20 protein-coding genes and 4 tRNA genes are annotated in these 23420 nt (G+C 73.0%); 13 read left to right on the top strand and 11 right to left on the bottom strand.

The features are described 5' to 3' along the window. Positions 1-14: 14 nt before the first annotated feature. Positions 15-218, bottom strand: a complete 204-nt coding sequence (locus ACLHRZ_RS15900) for a cold-shock protein (RefSeq protein ID WP_490419074.1) — start codon at positions 216-218, stop codon at positions 15-17. A gap of 303 nt (positions 219-521) precedes the next feature. Here ACLHRZ_RS15900 and ACLHRZ_RS15905 point away from each other — a divergent pair, with 303 nt between their 5' ends. The 4 genes from ACLHRZ_RS15905 to ACLHRZ_RS15920 all read left to right on the top strand — a co-directional run bounded on the left by ACLHRZ_RS15905 (position 522) and on the right by ACLHRZ_RS15920 (position 5932). Next, a complete protein-coding gene (locus ACLHRZ_RS15905) occupies positions 522-1883 on the top strand; it encodes an aspartate aminotransferase family protein (protein WP_490419075.1) in 1362 nt (453 codons plus the stop codon). A gap of 91 nt (positions 1884-1974) precedes the next feature. Continuing rightward, positions 1975-2670: a GntR family transcriptional regulator gene (locus ACLHRZ_RS15910; protein WP_490419076.1), complete on the top strand. Its 696-nt coding sequence runs from the start codon at positions 1975-1977 to the stop codon at positions 2668-2670. A 57-nt stretch (positions 2671-2727) separates the two neighbouring features. Next, the gene (locus ACLHRZ_RS15915) at positions 2728-5232 is read left to right on the top strand and encodes a dolichyl-phosphate beta-glucosyltransferase (protein ID WP_490419077.1); all 2505 of its coding nucleotides are present in this window, start codon (positions 2728-2730) and stop codon (positions 5230-5232) included. A gap of 49 nt (positions 5233-5281) precedes the next feature. Further along, positions 5282-5932, top strand: coding sequence for a putative DNA-mimic protein (locus ACLHRZ_RS15920; protein ID WP_490419078.1), 651 nt, complete (start codon positions 5282-5284; stop codon positions 5930-5932). Between the two features lie 108 nt (positions 5933-6040). Here ACLHRZ_RS15920 and ACLHRZ_RS15925 read toward each other — a convergent pair whose 3' ends face one another. Beyond that, positions 6041-6766, bottom strand: a complete 726-nt coding sequence (locus ACLHRZ_RS15925) for an SLATT domain-containing protein (RefSeq protein WP_490419163.1) — start codon at positions 6764-6766, stop codon at positions 6041-6043. A gap of 290 nt (positions 6767-7056) precedes the next feature. On the opposite strand from ACLHRZ_RS15925, the gene purD reads away from it, so the two are divergent. The 6 genes from purD to ACLHRZ_RS15955 all read left to right on the top strand — a co-directional run bounded on the left by purD (position 7057) and on the right by ACLHRZ_RS15955 (position 15161). Continuing rightward, positions 7057-8337 (top strand): phosphoribosylamine--glycine ligase, encoded by a 1281-nt coding sequence (gene purD, locus ACLHRZ_RS15930; protein WP_490419079.1) that lies wholly within the window; start codon positions 7057-7059, stop codon positions 8335-8337. Positions 8338-8612: 275 nt separating this feature from the next. Beyond that, positions 8613-10259, top strand: coding sequence for a hypothetical protein (locus ACLHRZ_RS15935; RefSeq protein ID WP_490419080.1), 1647 nt, complete (start codon positions 8613-8615; stop codon positions 10257-10259). 175 nt (positions 10260-10434) lie between these two features. Beyond that, positions 10435-11913 (top strand): N,N-dimethylformamidase beta subunit family domain-containing protein, encoded by a 1479-nt coding sequence (locus ACLHRZ_RS15940; protein ID WP_490419081.1) that lies wholly within the window; start codon positions 10435-10437, stop codon positions 11911-11913. A 71-nt stretch (positions 11914-11984) separates the two neighbouring features. Beyond that, positions 11985-12884, top strand: coding sequence for a phosphoribosylaminoimidazolesuccinocarboxamide synthase (locus ACLHRZ_RS15945; protein ID WP_490419082.1), 900 nt, complete (start codon positions 11985-11987; stop codon positions 12882-12884). Between the two features lie 198 nt (positions 12885-13082). Next, positions 13083-13796 carry a response regulator transcription factor gene (locus tag ACLHRZ_RS15950; RefSeq protein WP_490419083.1) on the top strand — a complete coding sequence of 238 codons (714 nt, stop codon included), beginning with the start codon at positions 13083-13085 and terminating at the stop codon, positions 13794-13796. A gap of 9 nt (positions 13797-13805) precedes the next feature. Further along, a complete protein-coding gene (locus ACLHRZ_RS15955) occupies positions 13806-15161 on the top strand; it encodes a sensor histidine kinase (protein ID WP_490419084.1) in 1356 nt (451 codons plus the stop codon). A gap of 57 nt (positions 15162-15218) precedes the next feature. Here the strand turns inward: ACLHRZ_RS15955 and ACLHRZ_RS15960 are convergent. The 9 genes from ACLHRZ_RS15960 to ACLHRZ_RS16000 all read right to left on the bottom strand — a co-directional run bounded on the left by ACLHRZ_RS15960 (position 15219) and on the right by ACLHRZ_RS16000 (position 19875). Further along, positions 15219-15291: transfer RNA gene (locus ACLHRZ_RS15960), tRNA-Gly, on the bottom strand. Positions 15292-15326: 35 nt separating this feature from the next. Beyond that, complete coding sequence (locus tag ACLHRZ_RS15965) at positions 15327-15944, bottom strand: response regulator transcription factor (RefSeq protein WP_490419085.1); 618 nt, start codon at positions 15942-15944, stop codon at positions 15327-15329. Then, positions 15941-17155: a sensor histidine kinase gene (locus ACLHRZ_RS15970; RefSeq protein ID WP_490419086.1), complete on the bottom strand. Its 1215-nt coding sequence runs from the start codon at positions 17153-17155 to the stop codon at positions 15941-15943. The genes ACLHRZ_RS15965 and ACLHRZ_RS15970 overlap by 4 nt, the downstream gene beginning before the upstream one ends. 36 nt (positions 17156-17191) lie before the next feature. Then, positions 17192-17995 carry an ABC transporter permease gene (locus ACLHRZ_RS15975; RefSeq protein WP_490419087.1) on the bottom strand — a complete coding sequence of 268 codons (804 nt, stop codon included), beginning with the start codon at positions 17993-17995 and terminating at the stop codon, positions 17192-17194. Continuing rightward, entirely contained in the window at positions 17995-18948 is a 954-nt protein-coding gene (locus ACLHRZ_RS15980; protein WP_490419088.1) for an ABC transporter ATP-binding protein, read from the bottom strand. The genes ACLHRZ_RS15975 and ACLHRZ_RS15980 overlap by 1 nt, the downstream gene beginning before the upstream one ends. 133 nt (positions 18949-19081) lie before the next feature. Then, positions 19082-19154 (bottom strand) — tRNA-Gly (locus ACLHRZ_RS15985). Positions 19155-19232: 78 nt separating this feature from the next. Continuing rightward, positions 19233-19304: transfer RNA gene (locus ACLHRZ_RS15990), tRNA-Gly, on the bottom strand. 44 nt (positions 19305-19348) lie between these two features. Then, positions 19349-19420, bottom strand: a tRNA-Gly gene (locus ACLHRZ_RS15995). 137 nt (positions 19421-19557) lie between these two features. After that, positions 19558-19875 (bottom strand): histone-like nucleoid-structuring protein Lsr2, encoded by a 318-nt coding sequence (locus tag ACLHRZ_RS16000; protein WP_490419089.1) that lies wholly within the window; start codon positions 19873-19875, stop codon positions 19558-19560. 328 nt (positions 19876-20203) lie between these two features. Here ACLHRZ_RS16000 and purS point away from each other — a divergent pair, with 328 nt between their 5' ends. The 3 genes from purS to purL are packed head-to-tail and all read left to right on the top strand — an operon-like array spanning position 20204 to position 23372. Continuing rightward, entirely contained in the window at positions 20204-20449 is a 246-nt protein-coding gene (gene purS / locus ACLHRZ_RS16005; RefSeq protein WP_006604673.1) for a phosphoribosylformylglycinamidine synthase subunit PurS, read from the top strand. Further along, positions 20446-21126 (top strand): phosphoribosylformylglycinamidine synthase subunit PurQ, encoded by a 681-nt coding sequence (gene purQ, locus ACLHRZ_RS16010; protein ID WP_490419090.1) that lies wholly within the window; start codon positions 20446-20448, stop codon positions 21124-21126. The genes purS and purQ overlap by 4 nt, the downstream gene beginning before the upstream one ends. Further along, entirely contained in the window at positions 21123-23372 is a 2250-nt protein-coding gene (purL, locus tag ACLHRZ_RS16015; RefSeq protein WP_490419091.1) for a phosphoribosylformylglycinamidine synthase subunit PurL, read from the top strand. The genes purQ and purL overlap by 4 nt, the downstream gene beginning before the upstream one ends. Positions 23373-23420 lie beyond the last annotated feature (48 nt).

Raw genomic sequence — 23420 nt, forward strand, 5'->3', positions numbered from 1 at the left:
CTGCCGGGGGCGGTTCAGCCCGGGATGATGTTCTCCGCCTGGGGGCCCTTGTGGCTCTGCGCGATGTCGAAGGTGACCTTCTGGCCCTCGCTGAGTTCGCGGTATCCCTGGGCGGAGATGTTCGAGTAGTGGGCGAAGACGTCCGGGCCGCCGCCGTCCTGCTGGATGAAGCCGAAGCCCTTTTCGGAGTTGAACCACTTCACGGTGCCGGTGGCCAAGACGATCTCCTCGAGAGAGGGTTGAGACGGAATTCCGTGTTCCACGGGGATTCCGGAAGGGAAACGCGAGGGACCGTAGCACGCAAAAGGGTGGCGAATCGGGATTTCCAGGGGGCCGCCCCCCTTGTGTCCGCCGGAGCGGCGCCCGGCCTTCCCGAGGTTGTCCGGCGGGGCCGAATTCACCGCAACTCCGCGCAGCGCACCCGCTTCCCGCAGGGACCCGGCAGGGTGTCCCCGGCACCGGCCCCGAGCCGTACACAGTGCCGGTGCCCCGTCCCCGCCCGCACTCCCTAGGCTCGGACCATGAGCCTGCACCCGCACAGCACCCCCGAGGCCGGCGCAGCCGTCAAGGCGGCGGACCGCGCCCACGTCTTCCACTCCTGGTCCGCGCAGGGCCTCATCGACCCGCTCGCCGTCGCCGGCGCCCAGGGCTCGTACTTCTGGGACTACGACGGCAACCGCTATCTCGACTTCTCCTCCCAGCTGGTCAACACCAACATCGGTCACCAGCACCCCAAGGTCGTGGCCGCGGTCCAGGAGCAGGCCGGCCGGCTGTGCACGATCGCGCCGGGCTTCGCGGTGGACGTGCGCTCCGAGGCGGCCCGGCTGATCGCCGAACGGACGCCCGGCGACCTCGACAAGATCTTCTTCACCAACGGCGGGGCGGAGGCGGTGGAGAACGCCGTGCGCATGGCGCGGCTGCACACCGGCCGTCCCAAGGTGCTCAGCGCCTACCGCTCGTACCACGGTGCGACCGCCGCGGCGATCAACCTGACCGGGGACCCGCGCCGTTGGCCGTCCGACAGCGGCGCCGCCGGAGTGGTGCACTTCTGGGCGCCGTTCCTCTACCGCTCGCCCTTCCACGCGGAGAACGAGCAGCAGGAGTGCGAGCGCGCGCTGCAGCACCTCGACGACACGATCGCCTTCGAGGGGCCGCAGACGATCGCCGCGATCGTCCTGGAGACCGTCCCCGGCACCGCCGGGATCATGGTTCCTCCGCCCGGCTACCTCGCGGGCGTCCGGGAGCTGTGCGACCGGTACGGGATCGTGTTCGTCCTGGACGAGGTCATGGCCGGCTTCGGCCGGACCGGCCGCTGGTTCGCCGCCGACCACTTCGGCGTCACGCCCGACCTGCTGACCTTCGCCAAGGGCGTCAACTCCGGCTATGTGCCGCTCGGCGGCGTGGCCATCTCCGCGGAGATCGCCGCGACCTTCGACAAGCGCCCGTACCCCGGCGGGCTCACCTACTCCGGGCACCCGCTGGCCTGCGCCTCCGCCGTCGCGACGATCAACGCGATGGCCGAGGAGGGCATCGTGGAGAACGCGGCGCACATCGGCGGGACCGTGCTCGGCCCGGGGCTGCGCGCGCTCGCGGAGCGGCACCCCTCGGTGGGCGAGGTCCGCGGGCTCGGCGTGTTCTGGGCCGTCGAGCTCGTCCGCGACCGCGCCACCCGCGAGCCGCTGGTGCCGTACAACGCGGCGGGCGAGGCCAACGCCCCGATGGCCGCGTTCGCCGCCGCCTGCAAGAAGGCCGGGCTGTGGCCGTTCGTCAACATGAACCGCACCCACGTGGTCCCGCCGTGCACCGTCACCGAGGCCGAGGCGAAGGAGGGCCTGGCCGCCCTGGACGAGGCGCTGGCCGTCGCGGACGAGCGCACGGTCTGACCCCGGACTGCCCCCGCCGGCCCCCCGGCGTGTAGCGTCGCATTCCGTCGCGCGGGCCAGCGCGCGGCCACGGAAGGGGAGACGCACGACCATGCCCGGCAGCGACGCTGTCAAGCGCACGACGCTGCGCTCGCAGATCGCCGACGCCCTGCGCGACGAGGTGATCGCGGGGCGCCTCCCGGCGGGGCGGCAGTTCACCGTCAAGGAGATCGCCGAGAGCTACGGCGTCTCGGCGACCCCGGTCCGCGAGGCGCTGCTCGACCTGTGCGCGCAGGGGCTGCTCGACGTGGAGCTGCACAAGGGCTACCGGGTGCGGGAGTTCTCGTACGCCGACTTCCTCGACATGATCGAGGCCCGCACGCTGATCGTCGAGGGCGTCTTCCGCCGGTCCGCGGAGCGGGCCCTGCAGGCGGCCACCCCGGAGGCGCTGGCCTCGGTGCGGCGGCGGGCCGACGAGGCCGGGCGCGCGGCGGTCGCGGGGGATCTGGACATCCTCATCGGCTACGACCTGCGCTTCTGGCGGGAGTTGGCCGGCCTTGTGGGCAATCCGTACATATCGGACTTTCTCGACCGGGTGCGCATCCAGAGCTGGGCCTTCACCGTGCCCCTGCTGCGCCGCATCGGCGACCTGCGCGGGCGCCTGTGGCACGGCCACGCCGAGCTGGTGGAGGCGGTGGCCTGCCGGGACGGGGACCGGGCGCAGCAGCTCGTCGCCGCGTACAACGACCACTCGCTCGACCTGATCAGATCGCTCGCGACGAGCTTGGGCCGAACTCCGATCGAATAGGGTCGAATGCGCCCATGGTCGTCGAGATGCCGAATGTGATGCCGAGTGACAGTGCCCATGACGCCCGCGACGCCGGCGGCCATGACGCCCGGAGGAGCGACCGTCGGCCTGACGGTGGTGGTCCCCGCCTACAACGAGGAACAGCGGCTCGCCCCCAGCCTCGACGCCATCCGCGCCCACCTCGACGCCTCCCCTGATCCCGACGCGGCCGCCTGGGAGCTGATCGTCGTCGACGACGGCTCGTCCGACGGCACCGCCGCCGTCATCGAGGCCGCCGCCGCCGAGGAGCCCCGCATCCGGCTGCTGTGCACCCCCGCCAACCGCGGCAAGGGCCACGCCGTGCGCACCGGGGTGCTCGCCTCGCGCGGCCGCCGGGTCCTGGTCACCGACGCCGACCTGGCCACGCCCATCGAGGAACTGGCCCTGCTGCAGCGCCGCCTGGACGAGGGCGCCGCGGCCGCCGTGGGCTCCCGCGCCCTGCCCGGCTCCCGGATCTCCGTGCGCCAGAACCCGCTGCGCGTCGCCCTCGGCCGGCTCGGCTCCGGGCTGATACGCGCGGCGGCCGTGCCCGGCATACGGGACACCCAGTGCGGGTTCAAGCTCTTCGACGGCGACAAGGTGCGCGCCGCCTTCGCCGACTCCCGCCTGGACGGCTGGAGTTACGACGTGGAGATACTGCACCACTTCCACCAGCAGGACTGGGAGGTCGCCGAAGTGCCCGTGCGCTGGGCCCACCAACCCGGCTCCAAGGTCCGGCCGCTGGCCTACCCCGCCGTCCTCGCCGACCTCATACGCCTGCGGGCCCGCTCCCTCCGCCCGTCCACCCTGCTCGTCGGACTCCTCTACCTCGGCTTCGCGTTCTTCCTCTACCGCGGCCTGTGGGGGGACGCCGAGGGCGGCGGATACCTCACCGACTCGGGCTCCGACCAGCGGCAGTGGGAGTGGTTCTTCGCGGTCACGGCCGACAACGTCGCCCACTTCCGCGACCCGCTCTTCAGCGACCTGCAGAACTTCCCGCTCGGCGTGAACCTCATGGCGAACACCGCCATGCTGGGCCTCTCCGTGCCCCTCACCCCGGTCACGCTCGCCTTCGGGGCCCAGGTCACCTGGGCCGTCGTGCTCACCGGCGGCCTGGCCGCCACCGCGCTGTCCTGGTACTGGCTGATGGCCAAGCGGTTCGTCCGCTCCCGCTGGGCGGCCGCCCTGGGCGGCGCCTTCTGCGCCTTCGCCCCGCCGATGGTCTCCCACGGCACCGCGCACCCCAACTTCGCGGTGCTGTTCATGATGCCGCTCATCGTCGACCGGATGCTGCGGCTCTGCGAGGGCCGCCGCACCGGACGCGACGGCGCCGTCCTCGGCCTCTTCCTCGCCTACCAGATCTTCCTCGGCGAGGAGGCCCTGCTGCTGGCCATGACCGGCTGCGCCCTCTTCGCCCTCGGCTACGCCGTGGCCTCCCCGGACGTCGCCCGGGCCGTGGCCCTGCCGCTGCTGCGCGGGCTCGGCGTCGCCGCCCTGGTCTGCGTGCCGATCGTGGCCTACCCGCTGCTCTGGCAGTTCCACGGCGCGCAGAGCTACCACAGCGTGCTGCACGGGCAGGTGGGCAACAACCCCATGGCCCTGCTGGAGTTCCCCACCCGCTCGCTGGCCGGCGACCCGAAGGCCGCCTCCTCCCTGTCGCTCAACCGGACCGAGGAGAACGCCTTCTTCGGCTGGCCGCTGATCGTCGTCGCCGTCGCGGTCGTCGTCCGCCTGCGCGACCAGCCGCGCGTCCGCGCCCTGGGCTTCACCGCCCTCGCCGCCGCCGTCCTCTCGCTCGGCCAGAACATCCCGCTGCTGGGCACCGACAAGACGCTGCCGGGCCCCTGGCGCCTGATGGCGAAGCTGCCGTTCTACGAGTCGGTCATCGAGTCCCGCGTCGCCATGGTCTGCGTGCCCGCCCTCGGCATCCTGCTCGCCCTCGGCTGCGACCGGCTCGCCGCCCGGCGCCGGCGCAGCGAGCGCGAGACCTCGCACCGGATGCTCGGCTGGGCGGGCCTCGCCGCGGCCCTCGTCCCGCTCGTCCCCACCCCGTACCCGACGGCGGGCCACGACCCGGCGCCCGCGTTCGTCGCGGACGGCACCTGGCGCCAGTACGTACGCCCCGGCCACACCCTGGTGCCCGTCCCCGTGCCGAGCCCGGACGACACCACCGCACTGGGCTGGCAGGTGCAGGCCGGCCTCGGATTCCCCATCCCCGGCGGCTACTTCATGGGCCCGTGGGGCCCGGAGCACATCGGCATCTACGGGCCCGAGCGGCGCCCCACGGCCGACCTGCTGAGCAAGGTGAAGGAGACGGGCAGGGCGCCGGTCATCGGCGACCAGGAGCGCAGCGCCTTCCGCAAGGACCTCGCCTTCTGGCGCGCGGACGTCCTCGTCCTCGCGCACCAGGACCGTGAACTGCCGCTGCGCGAGACGGTCACCCGGCTGACGGGACGGCAACCGCAGTGGACGGGTGACACGTGGGTGTGGGACGTCCACGCGATGGCCGAGGATGACCCCCGGGGCGGTATGACAACCGGCTGAGCGGCACTACTCTGGCCCGACGCCCGACCACCTACGAGAGCGAGCTCGCGTGGCCTGTGACCTCTGGCTAGTGCCCCTCGTCGACGTGCTCTGCCACAGCCCCGACAACCCCTTCGCGGAGGAGATCGCCGCGTACGACAAGGCCCTTGGCGAGGCGGGCCTGCCGCCCGTCCCGGTCTTCGGCTACATGCCGGGCCTGTCGGGGGACGTGGCACCGGTCGCGGGCTTCGACTACGACGCCCTGCACTTCCTGCGCCGCGCCCATCTGCTCAACCTGTGCGGTCTGGAGGTCACTCCGGTGGATGAACTGGGCGGCGACTACGAACAGTTGCTGGAGATCTTCGAGACCACGGCCCAGCAGTCGCACCTGGTCTGGCACTACGACCACGCGGGGGCGTATGTCCCCGTGGACTTCGCGCACCCGCTGTCCACCGACGAACTCCTCGAAGGCGGCGGCCCGCTGGGCTCCAGCCACGGCCTGCTGCGCGAACTCCGCACGGTGGCACCGGCGCTGGGCATCGACCCCGACAACCCCCCGCCCGCCCCGGCGGGCCCCGGCCGCCCGACCCGCCTGGACGAACGCGCGGCCCCCGCCCCGGACGACGACAGCCCGTTCGCGAGGGAACGGCACGTATGGCTGGGACTGCACGCGGCGGCGACGAGGAGCCTGGGCCAGGGATCAATGATCGTCTTCAGCTGAGGGGGCGCCCCGTAAAGTCGCGCCCCGTAAGGGGCGCGGGGAACTGCGCGAGCAACCCCCAACCGACCCGCAGTCGAACGCCCACCGGGCGCCCCGCAGGGGACACGCCTACCGCGGCGACTCCGGCGGCCGCTGCCGCGGCATGTTCGGCCGCGTCCCCGGCGGCAACGGGAACCGCCCGACGGCCCCCCCGCCCTCGCCGCGAGGCGACCACGCGACGAGCGACTGCGTCAGCAGAGGCGCAGGCCCGGCCCGGAACTCCACCATCCAGTCCGCCGTCTCGGCCCGCACCAGCTCGGACACGTCCTCCGAGAAGCGCCGCAGCACCGTCAGGCACCGCTCGGCGGCCTCGCTGGCCGTGCCCTCCGTCGGCCCGAGGACCTCCCGCACGCACTCCGACGCCCAGTCGAACTGCAGCGCCTCCAGGCGCCGTTGCACCGCCTGCGCCGTCGCGACGGCCCGCATCCAGCCCGTCGTCAGCCCGAAGTAGCGGTCGCACGCCACACACGCCACGGCGCCCAGCAGGAAGAGGAACGCCCAGGCCGTGCCCCCGCGCAGCGCCTTCGTCAGCTCCAGCACCGGCAGCGCGGCCCCGATCACGGCGCACACGGCCGCCGCGAGCCGCAGCGCGCGCGCCCAGCGGCGTTTCCAGGCGCGGTCGGCGAGATACCAGTCGGCCAGATACAGTGCGCCGCTCTCCACCCACCGGTAGAGCTCGTCGAGCCGCACGGCGGGCTCGCCCCAGTCCCCCTGGGGGAAGGTCCGGCCGCGCAGGTCGCCCCGGTGCTGCCCTCCCTGGCCTCCCTGCTCCCGCGGGGGCCCCTCGGGCTGCATCTCAGGCTGGCTCACCCCTGCTCTCCCTTGATTTGTCGTCTTGCCGTCATGGCGTCATGGCAGTGCGCAGCCTCCTTCCTACCGCCGAACGGTTGGCGTTGGAGGCAAGATCCGGCCTTTTCCGTCCGTAAGTGCAGGGGAATCGGGTATAGGGCGCTCGCACCCTCACTCGAAAGAGTGGGCCGGAGAGGTGACGCAGGACCCGGCGGAGGATCCGACGGAGGTTCCTACGAGCCCGGCCCGGGGCCCGCGTCGTAGTGACCGACAGGGCAGGCCGTAGGGTGGCTCCTGTGAAGGTCCTCGTCATCGGCGGCGGCGCCCGCGAACACGCCCTGTGCCGCGCTCTCTCCCTCGATCCCGACGTCAGCGCGCTGCACTGCGCCCCCGGCAACGCCGGGATCGCCGACGTCGCCGAGCTGCACCCGGTGGACGCCCTCGACGGCGCCGCCGTGGCGGAGCTCGCCGCGGCGCTGGGCGCGGACCTCGTGGTGGTCGGCCCGGAGGCCCCCCTGGTGGCGGGCGTGGCCGACGCGCTCCGGGAGCGCGGCTTCCCCGTCTTCGGCCCGTCGGCAGAGGCGGCGCGGCTGGAGGGCTCGAAGGCCTTCGCCAAGGACGTCATGGCGGCCGCGAACGTCCCCACGGCCCGCAGCTACGTGTGCACCACCCCGGAGGAGGCCGACGAGGCCCTGGACGCCTTCGGCGCCCCGTACGTCGTCAAGGACGACGGCCTCGCGGCGGGCAAGGGCGTCGTGGTCACGGCCGACCTGGAGGCCGCCCGCGAGCACGCGCTGGCCTGCATGGGGGTACCTCCCGTGCCGTCCGGGCCACGGGGGAGCGTGGTGATCGAGGAGTTCCTGGACGGGCCCGAGGTCTCCCTCTTCGCGCTCACGGACGGCGAGACGGTCGTCCCGCTGCAGCCCGCGCAGGACTTCAAGCGCGCCCTCGACGGCGACGAGGGCCCCAACACCGGTGGCATGGGCGCCTATTCGCCGCTGCCGTGGGCGTCGCCGAAGCTCGTCGACGAGGTGCTGGAGAGCGTGCTGCAGCCCACCGTGGACGAGCTGCGCCGCCGGGGCACGCCCTTCTCGGGGCTGCTCTACGCGGGCCTGGCGCTCACCTCGCGCGGGGTGCGGGTGATCGAGTTCAACGCGCGCTTCGGCGACCCGGAGACCCAGGTCGTGCTGGCCCGCCTGAAGACGCCGCTGGCCGGGCTGCTGCTGGCCGCCGCGACGGGCGGCCTGGCCGAGGTGCCCCCGCTGCGCTGGAGCGACGGCGCGGCCGTCACCGTCGTGATCGCCTCGCACAACTACCCGGGCACCCCGCGCACGGGCGATGTGATCGAGGGGCTGCCGGAGTCCGCCGGGGCGGACGAGGCCTATGTGCTCCACGCGGGCACCGCCCGGGACGCCGAGGGACGCGTCGTCAGCGCGGGCGGCCGGGTGCTGTCCGTGACCGCGACCGGCGCCGGCCTGGCCGCGGCCCGGGAGCGGGCGTACGCGGCGGTGTCCCGGATCCGGCTGGAGGGCTCGCACCACCGCACGGACATCGCGGAGCAGGCCGCGCGGGGCTGAACGGGACCCGGCGCCGGACAAGCTCTAGCCAAAGCCATTCGATCGGGTGACCGATCCCCCAACCGGCTGACGGATGCCGTGCCTGCAATCTAGGGTCGGCGGAGGCCGCCTGCCGTCCGACTGACGGGGCGGCCCAACTGGCCCACCGGCATTGCGATGTCGGAGGCCGGTGCCACAGTGGGGGAGACAGGCAAAGGACTGCGGCACGGGCCCCGCCGGGCCCGCGCCGCACACCTCGGCGGAGCACTACCGGCAACTGGGGGTGATCAGGTCCCGTGGCAGTTCCCGAAACCGGCGCGCACGCCGCGCGCACCCGAGCCCTCGCCGTGCTGCGCGTGCGCAGCGCCGCGCTGGCCGTCGCCCTGCTGCCCGCGGCGGCGGCGGTCGTGCTGCTCACCGGCCGGCTCACCGGCCACATCCCGGACGGCCCCGGCTGGGAGACCGTCCGCGGGGCGGTGGCCGCCCTGGCCGTCGTCGCGTTGCTGCTGGCGGCCGCCGTGGCCGCCGTGGTCGCCCGGGCGAGACCGGCCCTCAGCCCCACCGTCCCGATCCCCGAGGAGACCGCCCCCGACCTCTACCGCCTGGTCCGCGACCTCGCCGACCGGCTGGACGTCCCGGCGCCCTCCGCGATAGCGCTCACCCCCGACTGCGACAGCTGGCTGGAGGACCGCACGCATCCCGCGCACGCCTCCGCGCGCGGTGTGCTGCCGGCCCGCGGGCGGGCCTGCGCGGCCCCGGTGCTGGTGATCGGCTCCCCGTTCCTGTGGTGGATGCGCGTCGCCGAGCTGCGCGCCCTGCTCGCGCCCGTGGTGGCGGGCACCGGCCCCTCCGCCCACCCCGACATAGCGGCCGCGCGCCGTTTCGTCCGCGGGCTGGACGCCGCCGTGGCGGTCGCGGCCGGGCGGCCCGTCCTCGCCTTCGTGGGCTGGGCCGCCCGGCTGCTGCTGCGGTCCTGCCGCGGCCACGCCGCCGAGATGGAGCGCGGCGTGGCCGCAGCCGCCTCCGAGCGCGCCCAGACCGTGGACTACGGGCTGCGGATCGTCGCCCAGGAGCAGGTGGGCCTCGCCTACGCCGGCTGGGACCGGCTGCTGAACCGGGTCGCCCTGCCCGCCTGGCGGATGGGCCGCTGGCCCTCCCGGCTGGACGCGGGCGTGGTCTCCGCGCTCACCGAGCTCTCCCGCCGCGACCGGCTGGCGGAGGGCTTCGCCTCCCGGCTGGGCGAGCGGCCGGCGTGCGATCTGCTGGAGGAGCCCGGCGTCATCGACGAGGCCGCCTCGCTGCTGGCCGCCCGGCTCTTCCACGGCGGCCCGCAGGAGCCCGGCCCCGGCTGGTCCCCGGTCGCCTGGAGCCAGTACCCGGAGGAGGTCGTGGACCGCAAGTGGCGGCTGGAGGCCGCCCGGCTGCACCGCGTCCTCGACGACCTGGCGGCCTGCGGTGCCGCCGGCGCCCTGGCCGGCCCGGACGCCACCCCGGCGGCGCCCACCGTGGCCCGCGTCCTGGAGCGCCTCAGCGGCCCCGCGGGCAGCGGCCTGGGGGAGGAGCTGGGAGTGCGGCTGAGCGCCGAGGTGGCCCGCGAGGCCGCCGTGGAGGAGCGCCCGGAGTACCCCGGCGCGGCCGTCCCCGCGGGCGACCCCCGGTGCGACGGCCTGGCCCCGCTGTTCCCGCTGCAGCCGCCGCGCAGCGGCCGCGAGCTGCTCACCGACCACGTGACGGCCATGGTGTGCTGCGCCGCGGTGGACACCGCGGGCGCCGTCCCCGGCCTGGACTGGCTGGACGGCCCGGCCCTGCTGGTGGGCGGCGCCCGCCGCGCGGATCTGGCCCGTACGGTCCTGAGTCTGGTCGAGGAGGGGGACGGCGAGCCGCTGCGCGCCTGGCTCGGAGAGGTCGGTGTGCGGTCGGAGAAGCCGGTACGGCTGGTCTGACCCCTGGCGAACAGGCCTGGCTGATGTGACGATGTGACGCTGCGTATGGGCTCGGACCATCACTTTCGGGGAATTTCGCGACGACCAGTGACGAGCCGGACCGTCCATGTGCTCTGCTGGGACGGCTGAGGCGGGACGGAACCGGCGCCACGGGGGCACAGGGGAGGGAGCGCAGATGAGTACGGACCAGATCCGCCGCTGGGAGTCCGGCGCACTCGCGCACGCCGTCTCGGATCCCTTCGGCCAGGGCCCGCTGCCCTGGCTCCGCGGCGACGAGTACTACTTCGCCGACACCGGCCAGATCATCCCCTGGTACGTGGACCCGGTCCCGGCCCGCGGCGGCGCGGGGGTGCCCGCGCCCCGCCGCCCCGGCCCCCGCACGGCCGACGACGTCCACCGCCAGATCAAGGGCTTCGCCACCGCGAGCACGGTCGCCCCCGGCGAGGCCGTGGACTTCCGCATCACGGTCGACCCCCCGCAGCAGTTCGGCGTGGACGTCTACCGCATCGGCCACTACGGGGGCGACGGCGCCGCGAAGATCAGCAGCAGCCCCCGGCTCTCCGGCATCGTCCAGCCGTCGCCGCTCACCGTGGAGCGCACGGTCTCCTGCCACCACTGGTGGCTCTCCTGGCGGCTGCAGATCCCCGGCTACTGGAGCACCGGCGCCCATGTGGCCGTGCTGACCACTGCCGACGGCTACCGCAGCCACATCCCCTTCCTCATCCGCGACGCCACCCCCGCCGACCTGCTGCTCGTCCTGCCCGACATCACCTGGCAGGCCTACAACCTCTACCCGGAGGACGGCCGCACGGGCGCCAGCCTCTACCACGCGTGGGACGCGGACGGCCGGCTGCTGGGCGAGGAGGGCGCGGCCACCACGGTCTCCTTCGACCGCCCCTTCGCGGGCGCCGGCCTGCCGCTGCACGTGGGCCACGCCTACGACTTCATCCGCTGGGCCGAGCGCTACGGCTACGGCCTCGCCTACGCCGACACCCGCGACCTGCACGCGGGCCGCATCGACCCCTCCCGCTACCGGGGCATGGTCTTCCCCGGCCACGACGAGTACTGGTCGGTGCCCATGCGGCAGGCCGTGGAGGACGCGCGGGACGCCGGCACGTCGCTGGTCTTCCTCTCCGCCAACACCATGTACTGGCAGGTCGAGCTCGCGCCCTCGCCGGCCGGCCCCGACCACCTGCTCAGCTGCCGAAAACGCCGCGGCCCCGGGCGGCCGGCCCTCTGGAGGGACGTTTCTCCTCCCGAACAGCAGCTGCTCGGCATCCAGTACGCGGGCCGGGTCCCGGAGCCCGCCCCCCTGGTCGTCCGCAACGCCGACCACTGGCTGTGGGAGGCCACGGGCGCGGGCGAGGGCGACGAACTGCCCGGCCTCGTCGCGGGCGAGGCCGACCGCTACTACCCCCGGACGGCCCTGCCCGAGCACACCCGCCGCATCCTCCTCGCGCACTCGCCCTACCGGGACGGCGAAGGCGCCGTCCGCCACCAGGAGACCTCGCTGTACCGGGCCCCGAGCGGCGCCCTGGTCTTCGCCGCGGGCACCTTCGCCTGGTCCCCCGCCCTGGACCGGCCCGGCCACACGGACGCCCGCGTCCAGCGGGCCACGGCCAACCTCCTCGACCGCATCTGCAAACGCTGCTGATCCCCGCCCCGCCGCCGTCCGGACCCATGCGGCAGAATCGAGGGGCTTGGACAAACCACCAGGAGGATTGCGTGTCCGGATTCGTCGAGAAGCCCGAACCGGCCGAGGTGCCGGGGCTCGTGCACCTGCACACGGGCAAGGTCCGTGACCTCTACCGCGACGAGCACGGCAATCTGGTGATGGTCGCCAGCGACCGCATGTCCGCGTACGACTGGGTGCTGCCCACCGAGATCCCCGGCAAGGGCCGCATCCTCACGCAGCTGTCCCTCTGGTGGTTCGACCGCCTCACGGACCTCGTCCCGAACCACGTCATCTCCACCGACGTCCCGGCCGGCGCCCCCGCGGACTGGGCCGGCCGCACTCTCGTCTGCCGCTCCCTGGACATGCTCCCGGTCGAGTGCGTGGCCCGCGGCTACCTGACCGGCTCCGGCCTCGCGGAATACGAACAGACCCGCACCGTCTGCGGCCTGGCCCTCCCCGAGGGCCTGGAGGACGGCTCCGAACTCCCGTCCCCCATCTTCACGCCCGCAACCAAGGCGGAGGTCGGCGAGCACGACGAGAACGTCCCGTACGAGGAGGTCGCCCGCCGGGTGGGCGCCGAGACGGCGGCACAGCTGCGGCAGCTGACCCTGGCGGTCTACGGGCGCGCCCGGGACATCGCGCGGGACCGCGGCATCATCGTCGCGGACACCAAGTTCGAATTCGGCTTCGGGGGACGGGACCTGGTCCTCGCGGACGAGGTCCTCACCCCCGACTCCTCCCGCTTCTGGCCCGCGGAGGAATGGCAGCCGGGGAGGGCGCAGCCCTCCTACGACAAGCAGTTCGTCCGCGACTGGCTGACGTCCCCGCAGTCCGGCTGGGACCGCCACGGCGAACTCCCTCCGCCCGAGCTCCCGGCGGAGGTCGTGGAGCGCACGCATGCCAAGTACGCGGAGGCGTACGAACGCCTCACGGGCAGCCAGTGGGCCTGACGGCCCTGGGAGCGGGGGCCGCGGAGCACCGTTGCGGCGGATTCAAGGGGGGCGCCCCCCTTTGACCCTGTGGTGTCCGCGCCCCGTAAGGGGCGCGGGGAACTGCGCGATCAGCCCCCACCGGCCCGCACTGGATAAGAGCGCTCTCAGACACGGCGTGCCAGAGTGGGCGGTGCCCGCGCGATCACGGAGGCCCGCATGACGACCCCGACGTCCGTCCTGGTCGTCGACGACGACCCGGACGTCCGCGCAGCGGTCGTCGACGGCCTCACCGTCGAGGGCTACGACGTCCGCTCCGCGGCAGACGGCCTGGAGGCCCTTTCGGCCATCGCCGAAAGGGCCCCGGCGGCCATCGTCCTCGACCTCGCCATGCCCGTCCTCGACGGCCTCGCCGTATGCCGCCGCCTCCGCTCCCTCGGCGACCGCACCCCCGTGCTCGTCCTCACCGCCCGCGACGCCGTCTCCGACCGCGTCGCGGGCCTGGACGCGGGGGCCGACGACTACCTCGTCAAACCCTTCGCCCTGGACGAGCTCCTGGCCCGCCTCCGCGCCCTCCTCCGCCGCGCGGCCCCGGCCGGGCAGGCCGCCCCCGAAGCCGAGGGCACCGACCTCGCCTTCGCGGACCTCCGCGTCGACCCCGTCACCCGCACCGGTGTGCGCGGCGGCACCGAACTGGACTTCACCCGCACCGAGTTCGCCCTCCTGGAGGTGTTCCTGCGGCACCCGGGACAGGTGCTGCCCCGCGAGGTGATCCAGGAGCGGGTCTGGGGCACCGACTTCGGCCCGGAGTCCAACTCCCTCGCGGTCTACATCGGTTACCTGCGCCGCAAGCTGGAGACGGGCGGTGCGCCCCGCCTGATCCACACCGTGCACGGCATCGGCTACCGCCTCAGCGAGCCGGGCGACCGGTGAGGTGAAGCCGTGAAGCGCCTCCGTCTCCGCGGCCGCCTGGCCCTGGTCACCTCCGCTGCCGTCGCCCTGGTCGCGCTCGGCGTGCTGGCCGCCGCGTACGTCGTCATCCGCTACGAACTCGGCCGCCAGCTGGACCTCCAGCTCAAGCAGCAGGCATCCCTGATCACCCAGCAGAACCGCAACCACAACGGCCCCGGCACGCTCTACGGCGAGTGCTCCTGGCTGGCCGCCCCCGCCTGTGCCCAACTGGTGCCCGCCGACCCGTCGGCCCCCGGCCAGAGCGGCCTGGTGCTGCCCGTCACCGGCGCCACCCGCCGCGTCGCGGCCGGCACCCTGGGCCCGTACTACAGCAACATCAGCCACAACGGCCGTGCCCTGCGCATGTACACGCTGCAGTTCCCGGGGCACCTCGCCCTCCAGGTGGCCGTCCGCTCCGACACCGTCGACCAGGGCGTCCGGCAGGCGGGCCTGCTGCTCGGCGCGGTCGGCGGCGCCGGCGTCCTGCTCGCGGCCGGCCTCGGCTACGCCGCGTCCCGGACGTCCCTGCGCCCCGTCACCCGGCTCACGGCCACCGCCGAGCGCATCGCCGTCACCCGCGACCCCGCCCACCGGATCGAGCTGCCCCCGTACGAGGCGCGCCGCCAGGACGAGATCACCCGCCTCGCGACCAGCTTCAACACCATGCTCGGCGAACTGGAGGAGGCGGTCGCCGCCCAGCGCCGGCTCGTCGCCGACGCCTCCCACGAACTGCGCACCCCGCTCACCGCGCTGCGCACCAACGCCGAACTCCTGGCCCGCGCCGACCGTCTCTCCGCCGCCCAGCGCGACCGCGCCGCCGAGGCCCTGGGACGGCAGATGCGCGAGGTGACGGGCATGGTCAACGACCTGATCGAGCTGGCCCGCGACGAGGAGCCGCAGCAACTGGTGGAGCAGGTGCGCCTCGACCTCCTCGCCGAGCGCTGCGTGGCCCAGGCCCGCGGCCACTGGCCGCACACGGTCTTCACCGTGGACGTGACCGAGGTCACCGTCCCCGGCGTCCCGGCCCGGCTGGCCCGGCTGCTGTCCAACCTGCTCGACAACGCCGCCAAATTCAGCCCGGCCGAGGCCCCGGTCGAAGTGCGCCTGGTCCGGACCGACGGCGCCGTCGACCTCACCGTGCGCGACCACGGCCCCGGCATCTCCGCCGAGGATCTCCCGTACGTCTTCGACCGCTTCTACCGTTCCCGCCAGGCCCGCGCCCTGCCCGGCTCCGGCCTGGGCCTGGCCATGGCCCGGCAGATCGCCCGGGCCCACGGGGCGGAGCTCACGGCGGAACGGGCCGAGGGCGGGGGAGCGCGCTTCCGCCTGCACTTCCCCGCAGTCTGAGGAAGCGCGGGAGAACGACGAAGGCCCCGGTCGTCATGACCGGGGCCTTCGTTCCAGAGCGGACGACGAGGCTCGAACTCGCGACCTCAACCTTGGCAAGGTTGCGCTCTACCAACTGAGCTACGTCCGCATTTCGCTCCGCTCTTGCGTGCGGTGCGAGGACCACTATAGCCAACCCTGAGCCCGCGCGGTGCGCGCTGCTGCGTGACGGTTCTCCGCACCCAGCTTCGCGGCGGCCGAGGAGAGGTAGTTGCGGACCGTCCCCGGCGTCAGCGAGGCCCGCTCCGCGATCTCCGCGACGGGGGCCCCGTCTTCCGCCAGTTCGAGCAGTTCGGCCTCGCGCGCGGTCAGCGGGGAGTCGCCCGCGCTGATCGCATCGGCCGCCAATTCGGGGTCCACGTAGCGGTTTCCGGCGTGCACGGTGCGGATGATCTCGGCGAGCCGCTGCGCCGAGACGGTCTTCGGGACGAACGCGCGCACCCCCGCCTCCAGGGCCCGCTTGAGATGCCCGGGGCGGCCGTGACTCGTCACGATCATGGTGCGGCACGAAGGCAGTTCGGTGCGCAGGGATGTGGCCACCGTCACACCGTCGGCACCCGGCATCTGAAGATCCAGCACCGCCACATCGGGCCGGTGCGTCCGCGCCATCGCGAGCGCCTCCGGACCGGAGGCGGCCTCGGCGACGACCTGCAGATCGTCCTCCAGCCCGAGCAGGGCGGCGAGGGCGCCGCGGATCAGGTGCTCGTCGTCGGCGAGCAGCACCCGCAGCGGCTCCCCGGTCATGCGGCCGCCCCCTCCCCGATCTCCGCCGTCACCCGGAACGTACCCCGGTCCCCGGGCCCGGCCACCAGCGTGCCCCCCAGTACGGCCAGCCGCTCCCGGAGCCCTGCGAGCCCCGAGCCGCCCCGGCCGGCCGGCGCCGGGCCCGCCTCGCGGACGCCGTCGTTCTCTATCACCAGCACCGTCCGCGCCCCCGCGTCCACCACGCGCAGCCGCACCGCGCAGCGGGTCGCCTCCGCGTGCCGCAGCACGTTGGTGGTCGCCTCGCGCACCACCCACGCCAGGGCCGACTGCACGGGGACCGGCAGCCGGTCGCTGCCCGAGTCGTCGATGCGGCACTCGATCCCGGCGGCGCTCAGCACGCCGCGCGCGCCCACGAGTTCCGTGTGCAGGTCGGCCTCCCGGTAGCCGCGCACGACCTCGCGGACCTCGCGCTGGGACTCCTGCGCGATGCGCTGCACCTCGGCCATCTGGTCCACCGCGGCGGACGAACCGCGGCGCGCGAGCTGCACCGCGAGCTCGCTCTTGAGCGCGATCACCGCCAGGTTGCGGCCCATCACGTCGTGCATGTCCCGTGAGAACCGCAGCCGTTCCTCGGCCACGGCGAGCCGCGACTGGACCTCGCGGGCGGCGTCGACCTCCCAGACGATGGCGAGCATCCAGCCGGACATCCGCACCACCAGCATGATCCATCCGCAGATGAACAGCAGGAAGACCGCGTCGCCCACGGTCTCCGGCGCCTTCGCCCCGGTCGCGGTGAACAACAGCGCCGTCAGGACCGAGCCCGCCGTGGTCACCGCTGCGTAGACGCGCTTGCGGACGAGCAGGCAGTAGGCGCCGAGGGGCGGTGTGGCGGTGGACATCGTCATCATGAGCCCGGGGTGCACGCCCGGCTCCGCCGGGGAGGGCAGCGCGATGATGAGGCCCGTCGTCACCGCCAGCAGCACCATCGAGCAGGCCATCCGCCGCCGCAGCTCGGCCGGTTTGCCGAGGTAGCGGTCGAGGGCCCGTTGCAGCAGGCCCATGCCGATCCAGCACTGTGCCGCGGTCCCGGCCGCCAGCGCCAGGGCGATCCGGCCCGCCGTGCTGCCGTCCGCGCCGGCCACGATGGCGGCCGCCTGGACCACGAAGGAGAACCACGGGAGGACGTTCAGCGCCCAGCGCATGTACAGGTCGATCTGTCCGACCTTGTTCCGGCTGCGAAACGTCCGCACCCACCCGACCACGAGCCGTCCCCCCTGCTGCCTCGCTCAGTGCCGCGGTTCCCAGCGGAACCACCGGCGTACAGCAAACACGGCCACCACGGTCCAGGCCAACGCGGCCCCGAGGTGCCCCAGCGCCTCGCCCGTGCTCGCCCCGCCGAGCCAGCCGATGCGCACCAGTTGGAGGACCGGCGTCATGGGCAGCACCTCGCAGAACTTCGCCAGCCCGCCCGGCATGGACTCCAGCGGCCAGAAGATCCCGGAGAAGATCAGCGAGACCATGACGAACGGCAGCGCCGTGAGCTGCGAGCTCTCCGAGGTCTTGGTGAACCGGGTGAACAGGGCGGCCAGCGCCGCGAGCAGGACGATCCCCAACAGCATGCCCGCGACCAGCAGTTCGGGCCGGGCCGGCGCCCGCATGTGCAGCCACACCGAACCGATCACCACCAACAGGACGCACTGCGCGAGGGCGATGGCAGCGGCGGGCAGCGCCGTGCCCGCGAGGATCTCCGCGTCCCCCGCCTCGCCCGTCCGCAGCCGCTTGAGCACGAGCTCCTGGCGGCGCGCGGTGTAGACGGTGATGAGGCTGGTGTGGACGACGAAGAGCAGGACGTAGCCGAAGGCGCCCGTCATGGTCACCTCGGTCAGGGACATCCCCGTGCCGCTCAGGTTCGCGTTCTTCGTCGCCGACCGCAGCGCGTAGATCATGATGAACGGCATCATCAGGGCCGTGTAGAGCCCCACCCGGTTGCGCGCCAGCAGCTTCAGCTCCGCCCGGCCGAGCGCCAGCGCCCGTCCCACGACGGTCGTCGTGCTCGTCGATACCCCCGTACCCGTCGTGCCCGCCGCCATCACGCGTCCCTCCCGGATTCCGCCGCCGTACCCGCTATCGCCAGGAACGCCTCTTCCAGCGAGGCGGTCCGCGCGTCGAGCCCCTCCAGCTCGACGTCCTTGTCCCGGGCCCACAGCAGCAGCCCGGTCAGCGTCCGCTGCAGCTCCTTGGTCTGCAGCTCCACCCGTCCGTCCGTCTCCTCGTGCCGGAGCACCCCCAGCTCGGCCAGCGGCGGCAGGTCGCCGACGAACCAGCCGTCCGGCATCGCGAAGCGGATCCGCGCGGGGTACGCGCCGATCACCTCGCCCGGCGTCCCGGAGGCCACGATGTGCCCCCGGTGCATGATCGCCAGCTGGTCGGCGAGGGCCTCGGCCTCCTCCAGGTAGTGCGTGGTGAGCAGGATCGTGGTGCCCTCCGCGCGCAGCTGCCGGACCAGCTCCCAGGTGGTGTGCCGGGCCTCCGGGTCCAGCCCGGTGGTGGGCTCGTCGAGGAAGAGCACCTCGGGCCGCCCGAGCAGGGCCAGCGCGAGGTCGAGGCGCCGCCGCTCGCCGCCCGAGAGCTGCTTGACGCGCACGTCGCGCCGCCCGCCGAGCCGGACGAGGCCGAGCGCCTCGTCGACGGGCCGGGCGCCGCTCGTGCAGCCCGCCCACATCGTCACCGTCTCGGCGGCCGTCAGCTCGGCCGGGAAGCCGCCGTCCTGCAGCATCATCCCGATCCGTGGCCGTACGGCCCTGCGCTCGGCGTACGGATCGTGGCCGAGCACCCGCGCCGAGCCGCCCGTCGGCCGGGCGAGGCCCTCCAGCAGTTCGACGGTGGAGGTCTTGCCCGCACCGTTCGTCCCCAGCAGCGCGAAGAGCTCCCCGCGCCGGACGTCGAAGGAGACGTCCCGTACCGCCTCGTATCCCTTGGCGCCGGCCGGACCGTAGCGCCGCCGCAGCCCTGAGGCCGTGATCACACTGTCCCCGTGGTTCATGCCCTCAAGCCTCCCGGTGGATCCGGGCGGACGACAGTGCGAGCTGTCACGAATCGGGATGACGAATGTCATCGGCGCCGGCGGCACACACGACGAAGGCCCCGGTCGTCATGACCGGGGCCTTCGTTCTCTGAGCGGACGACGAGACTCGAACTCGCGACATCCACCTTGGCAAGGTGGTGCTCTACCAACTGAGCTACGTCCGCATGCAACCGGCTCGGCTTTCACCGGGCGGCGCGGACACCACTGTACCGGACTCCGGGGAGTGGTCGGTAAGCGGTGAGAGCGGGTGACAGGAATCGCACACTGCGCCTCCCTCTTGGAAAGAGGGCGCTCTACTACTGAGCTACACCCGCATGTCCGTCCGACACGGCCGCGGATGCGGCCGGTGAACGGTCAGAGCGGGTGACAGGAATCGCACACTGCGCCTCCCCCTTGGAAAGGGGGCGCTCTACTACTGAGCTACACCCGCATGACCTCCGAAGTGCCGCCCGGTTTCCCGGACTTGCCCCTCGGCGTGATCCAAACTCTAGCTGATCACCGGGGGTGCTTGGCAAATCGGTGCCCGGCCGGGGGTCCGGCCGGGCGGGCACGCGGGGTCGGGGGCGGTCAGGCCCCCGCGTTGAACGCCTCGTAGACCTTCTTGGGGATGCGCCCGCGGGGCGGTACGTCCATGCCGTGCGAGCGGGCCCAGGCGCGCACCGCGGCCGGGTCCGGGGCGATGGACGTGCGCCGGTAGACACGCCCCGACCGCGACTTCTTGCGGCCGACCGCCACGTAAGGCGCCAGCAGCTTTCGCAGTTTCTTCGCATTGGCTGTGTTCAGGTCGATCTCGTACGACTTGCCGTCGAGCCCGAAGGCGACGGTCTCCGCGGCTTCCCCGCCTTCGATGTCGTCGGAGAGGGTGACCACTACGCGCTGCGCCACGGAAATCGGTCCTTTCGGCCGGTATCGCCGCGTTGACCTGCGGCGATGCTGGGGTTTCTATGGTTTGCCGACGTGTTCTCGGCCAATACATATTCATTTGTACAGCAAAGGCCATTGCGGGGTGAAGCCCAGTTAATTCCGTCCGGGCCGGGCGGTGCAATGGGAACCGGGTGGCCGACGGGCTTCTTTCCGGAATTTTTTCCCGGCGTCGTCGGTGGTGACGCGAAAACACGCCGTACGGTTCCAGCATATCTATGCGCGTAGATTTTTTGGGGCGGTACTGTGGGCCTCACCGCTTCAGCTCACGCACCACACACCGGGAGTGCCAGTGGCACGCGTCGTAGTCGACGTCATGCTCAAGCCGGAGATCCTCGACCCGCAGGGGCAGGCGGTGCAGCGCGCACTGCCACGCCTGGGCTTCGAGGGGATCGCCGACGTCCGTCAGGGCAAGCGCTTTGAACTCGAGGTGGAGGGTCCGGTCGACGACGCCGCCCTCGCCCGCATCCACGAGATGGCGGAAACGTTTCTCGCGAACACCGTGATCGAGGACTTCACCGTGCGGGTCGACTCGTGACGGCACGCGTAGGAGTCGTCACCTTCCCCGGCACCCTCGACGACCGCGACACCCAGCGCGCGGTCCGGATCGCCGGCCTGGAGCCCGTGCCGCTGTGGCACCGCGACAAGGACCTCAAGCAGGTCGACGCCGTGGTCCTGCCGGGCGGCTTCTCCTACGGCGACTATCTGCGGGCGGGCGCCATCTCGCGCTTCTCGCCCGTGATGGAGACGGTCATCGACCGGGCGAAGGCGGGCATGCCCGTCCTCGGCATCTGCAACGGCTTCCAGGTGCTCACCGAGACGCATCTGCTGCCCGGCGCGATGCTGCGCAACAACCACCTGCACTTCATCTGCCGCGACCAGAAGCTGCGGGTGGAGAACGCGGGGACGGCCTGGACCGCCGACTACGAAGCGGGCCAGGAGATCTCCGTCCCGCTGAAGAACATCGACGGCCGCTACGTCGCCGACGAGCGCACCCTCGACGAGCTGGAGGCCGAGGGCCGGGTGGCCTTCCGGTACCTCGACGGCAACCCGAACGGTTCGCTCCGCGACATCGCCGGCATCACCAACGCCGCCGGCAACGTCGTCGGCCTGATGCCGCACCCCGAGCACGCCGTGGAGCCGCTGATCGGCACCGGCCGCACGGACGGCCTCGGATTCTTCACCTCGCTCCTCAAGAAGCTGGTCACCGCATGAGCCTGGACACGGTCAAGCACGCGGCCGAAACCCCGGACACCGCCCAGCCCTGGGCCGAACTCGGCCTCAAGCAGGACGAGTACGAGCGCATCCGCGCCATCCTCGGCCGCCGGCCCACCGGCGCCGAGCTCGCGATGTACTCCGTGATGTGGTCCGAGCACTGCTCGTACAAGTCGAGCAAGGTCCACCTGCGCCAGTTCGGCGAGAAGGCCCCCGAGAACGATGCCCTCCTCGTCGGCATCGGCGAGAACGCCGGCGTCGTCGACGTCGGCCAGGGCTACGCGGTCACCTTCAAGGTCGAGTCGCACAACCACCCCTCCTACATCGAGCCCTACCAGGGCGCGGCCACCGGCGTGGGCGGCATCGTCCGCGACATCCTCGCCATGGGCGCCCGCCCGGTCGCCGTGATGGACCCGCTGCGCTTCGGCGCCGCCGACCACCCCGACACCAAGCGGGTGCTGCCCGGCGTCGTCGCGGGCATCGGCGGCTACGGCAACTGCCTGGGCCTGCCCAACATCGGCGGCGAGGTCGTCTTCGACTCCTGCTACCAGGGCAACCCCCTGGTCAACGCCCTGTGCGTGGGCGTGATGAAGCACGAGGACATCCACCTCGCGAAGGCCTCCGGCACGGGCAACAAGGTCATCCTCTACGGCGCCCGCACGGGCGGCGACGGCATCGGCGGCGTCTCGGTCCTCGCCTCGGAGACCTTCGACTCCACGGGCCCGGCAAAGCGTCCGGCGGTCCAGGTCGGCGACCCCTTCCAGGAGAAGCTCCTCATCGAGTGCACCCTGGAGCTCTTCCGCGAGCACCTGGTCGAGGGCATCCAGGACCTCGGCGGCGCGGGCCTGTCCTGCGCCACCAGCGAGCTGGCCAGCGCCGGTTCGGGCGGCATGCGCGTCGAACTGGACCACGTGCCGCTGCGCGACGCGACCCTCTCGCCCGAGGAGATCCTCATGAGCGAGTCGCAGGAACGCATGTGCGCGATCGTCGAGCCCGGCAAGGTCGACCGCTTCCTGGAGATCTGCGAGAAGTGGGACGTCATCGCCACCGTCATCGGTGAAGTCACCGCCGGCGAGCGGCTGGAGATCTTCTGGCACGGCGAGCAGATCGTCGACGTCCCGCCGCGCACCGTCGCCCACGAGGGCCCGGTCTACGAGCGCCCGTACGCCCGCCCCGGCTGGCAGGACGCGCTCCAGGCGGACGACGCGGCGAAGCTGCCGCGGCCGGCGACCCCGGAGGACCTGCGCCGGCAGGTCGTCCAGGTCGTCTCCTCGCCGAACCAGGCGTCCAAGTCCTGGGTGACCGACCAGTACGACCGCTTCGTGCAGGGCAACACGGTGCTGGCACAGCCGGAGGACTCCGGCATGGTCCGCATCGACGAGGAGACGAACCTCGGCGTCGCCGTCGCCACGGACGGCAACGGCCGCTACGCCAAGCTCGACCCGTACGCGGGTGCGCAGCTCGCGCTCGCGGAGTCGTACCGCAACGTCGCCGCGACCGGCGCCCGGCCGCTGGCCATCTCCAACTGCCTCAACTTCGGCTCGCCCGAGGACCCGGCGGTGATGTGGCAGTTCGCCGAGGCCACGCGCGGCCTGGCGGACGGCTGCCTGGAGCTGGGCACGCCGGTGACCGGCGGCAACGTCTCGCTGTACAACCAGACGGGCGACACGGCCATCCACCCGACCCCCGTGGTCGCGGTGCTCGGCGTCATCGACGACGTCAACCGCCGTACGCCGATGGCCTTCCGCGAGGAGGGCCAGCTGCTCTACCTGCTGGGCGACACCCGCGAGGAACTGGGCGGCTCCGCCTGGTCGCAGGTGGTCCACGGCCACCTGGGCGGGCTGCCGCCGAAGGTGGACCTGGCACGCGAGAAGCTGCTCGCCGAGATCCTCATCTCGGCCTCGCGCGACGGCATGATCGACGCGGCGCACGACCTCTCGGACGGCGGCCTGATCCAGGCCGTGACGGAGTCCTGCCTGCGCGGCGGACGGGGTGCCCGCCTGATCGTCCCGGACGACCTGGACCCGTTCGTCCTCCTCTTCTCCGAGTCGGCGGGCCGCGCCGTCGTCTCGGTCCCCCGCAGCGAGGAGCTCCGCTTCACGGACATGTGCGGGGCGCGGGGCCTTCCGGCCGTGCGGATCGGCGTGGTGGACGGCGACTCCCTGGACGTCCAGGGGCAGTTCGGCATCCCGCTGGCCGAGCTGCGCGAGGCGCACGAGGCCACGATTCCGGCGCTGCTGGCGTAGCCGCCTGCGGCGCAAGGGGGTTGGGGGTGCCGAACTGTGCACGGCACC

Source organism: Streptomyces sp. AM25, from assembly GCF_058146165.1.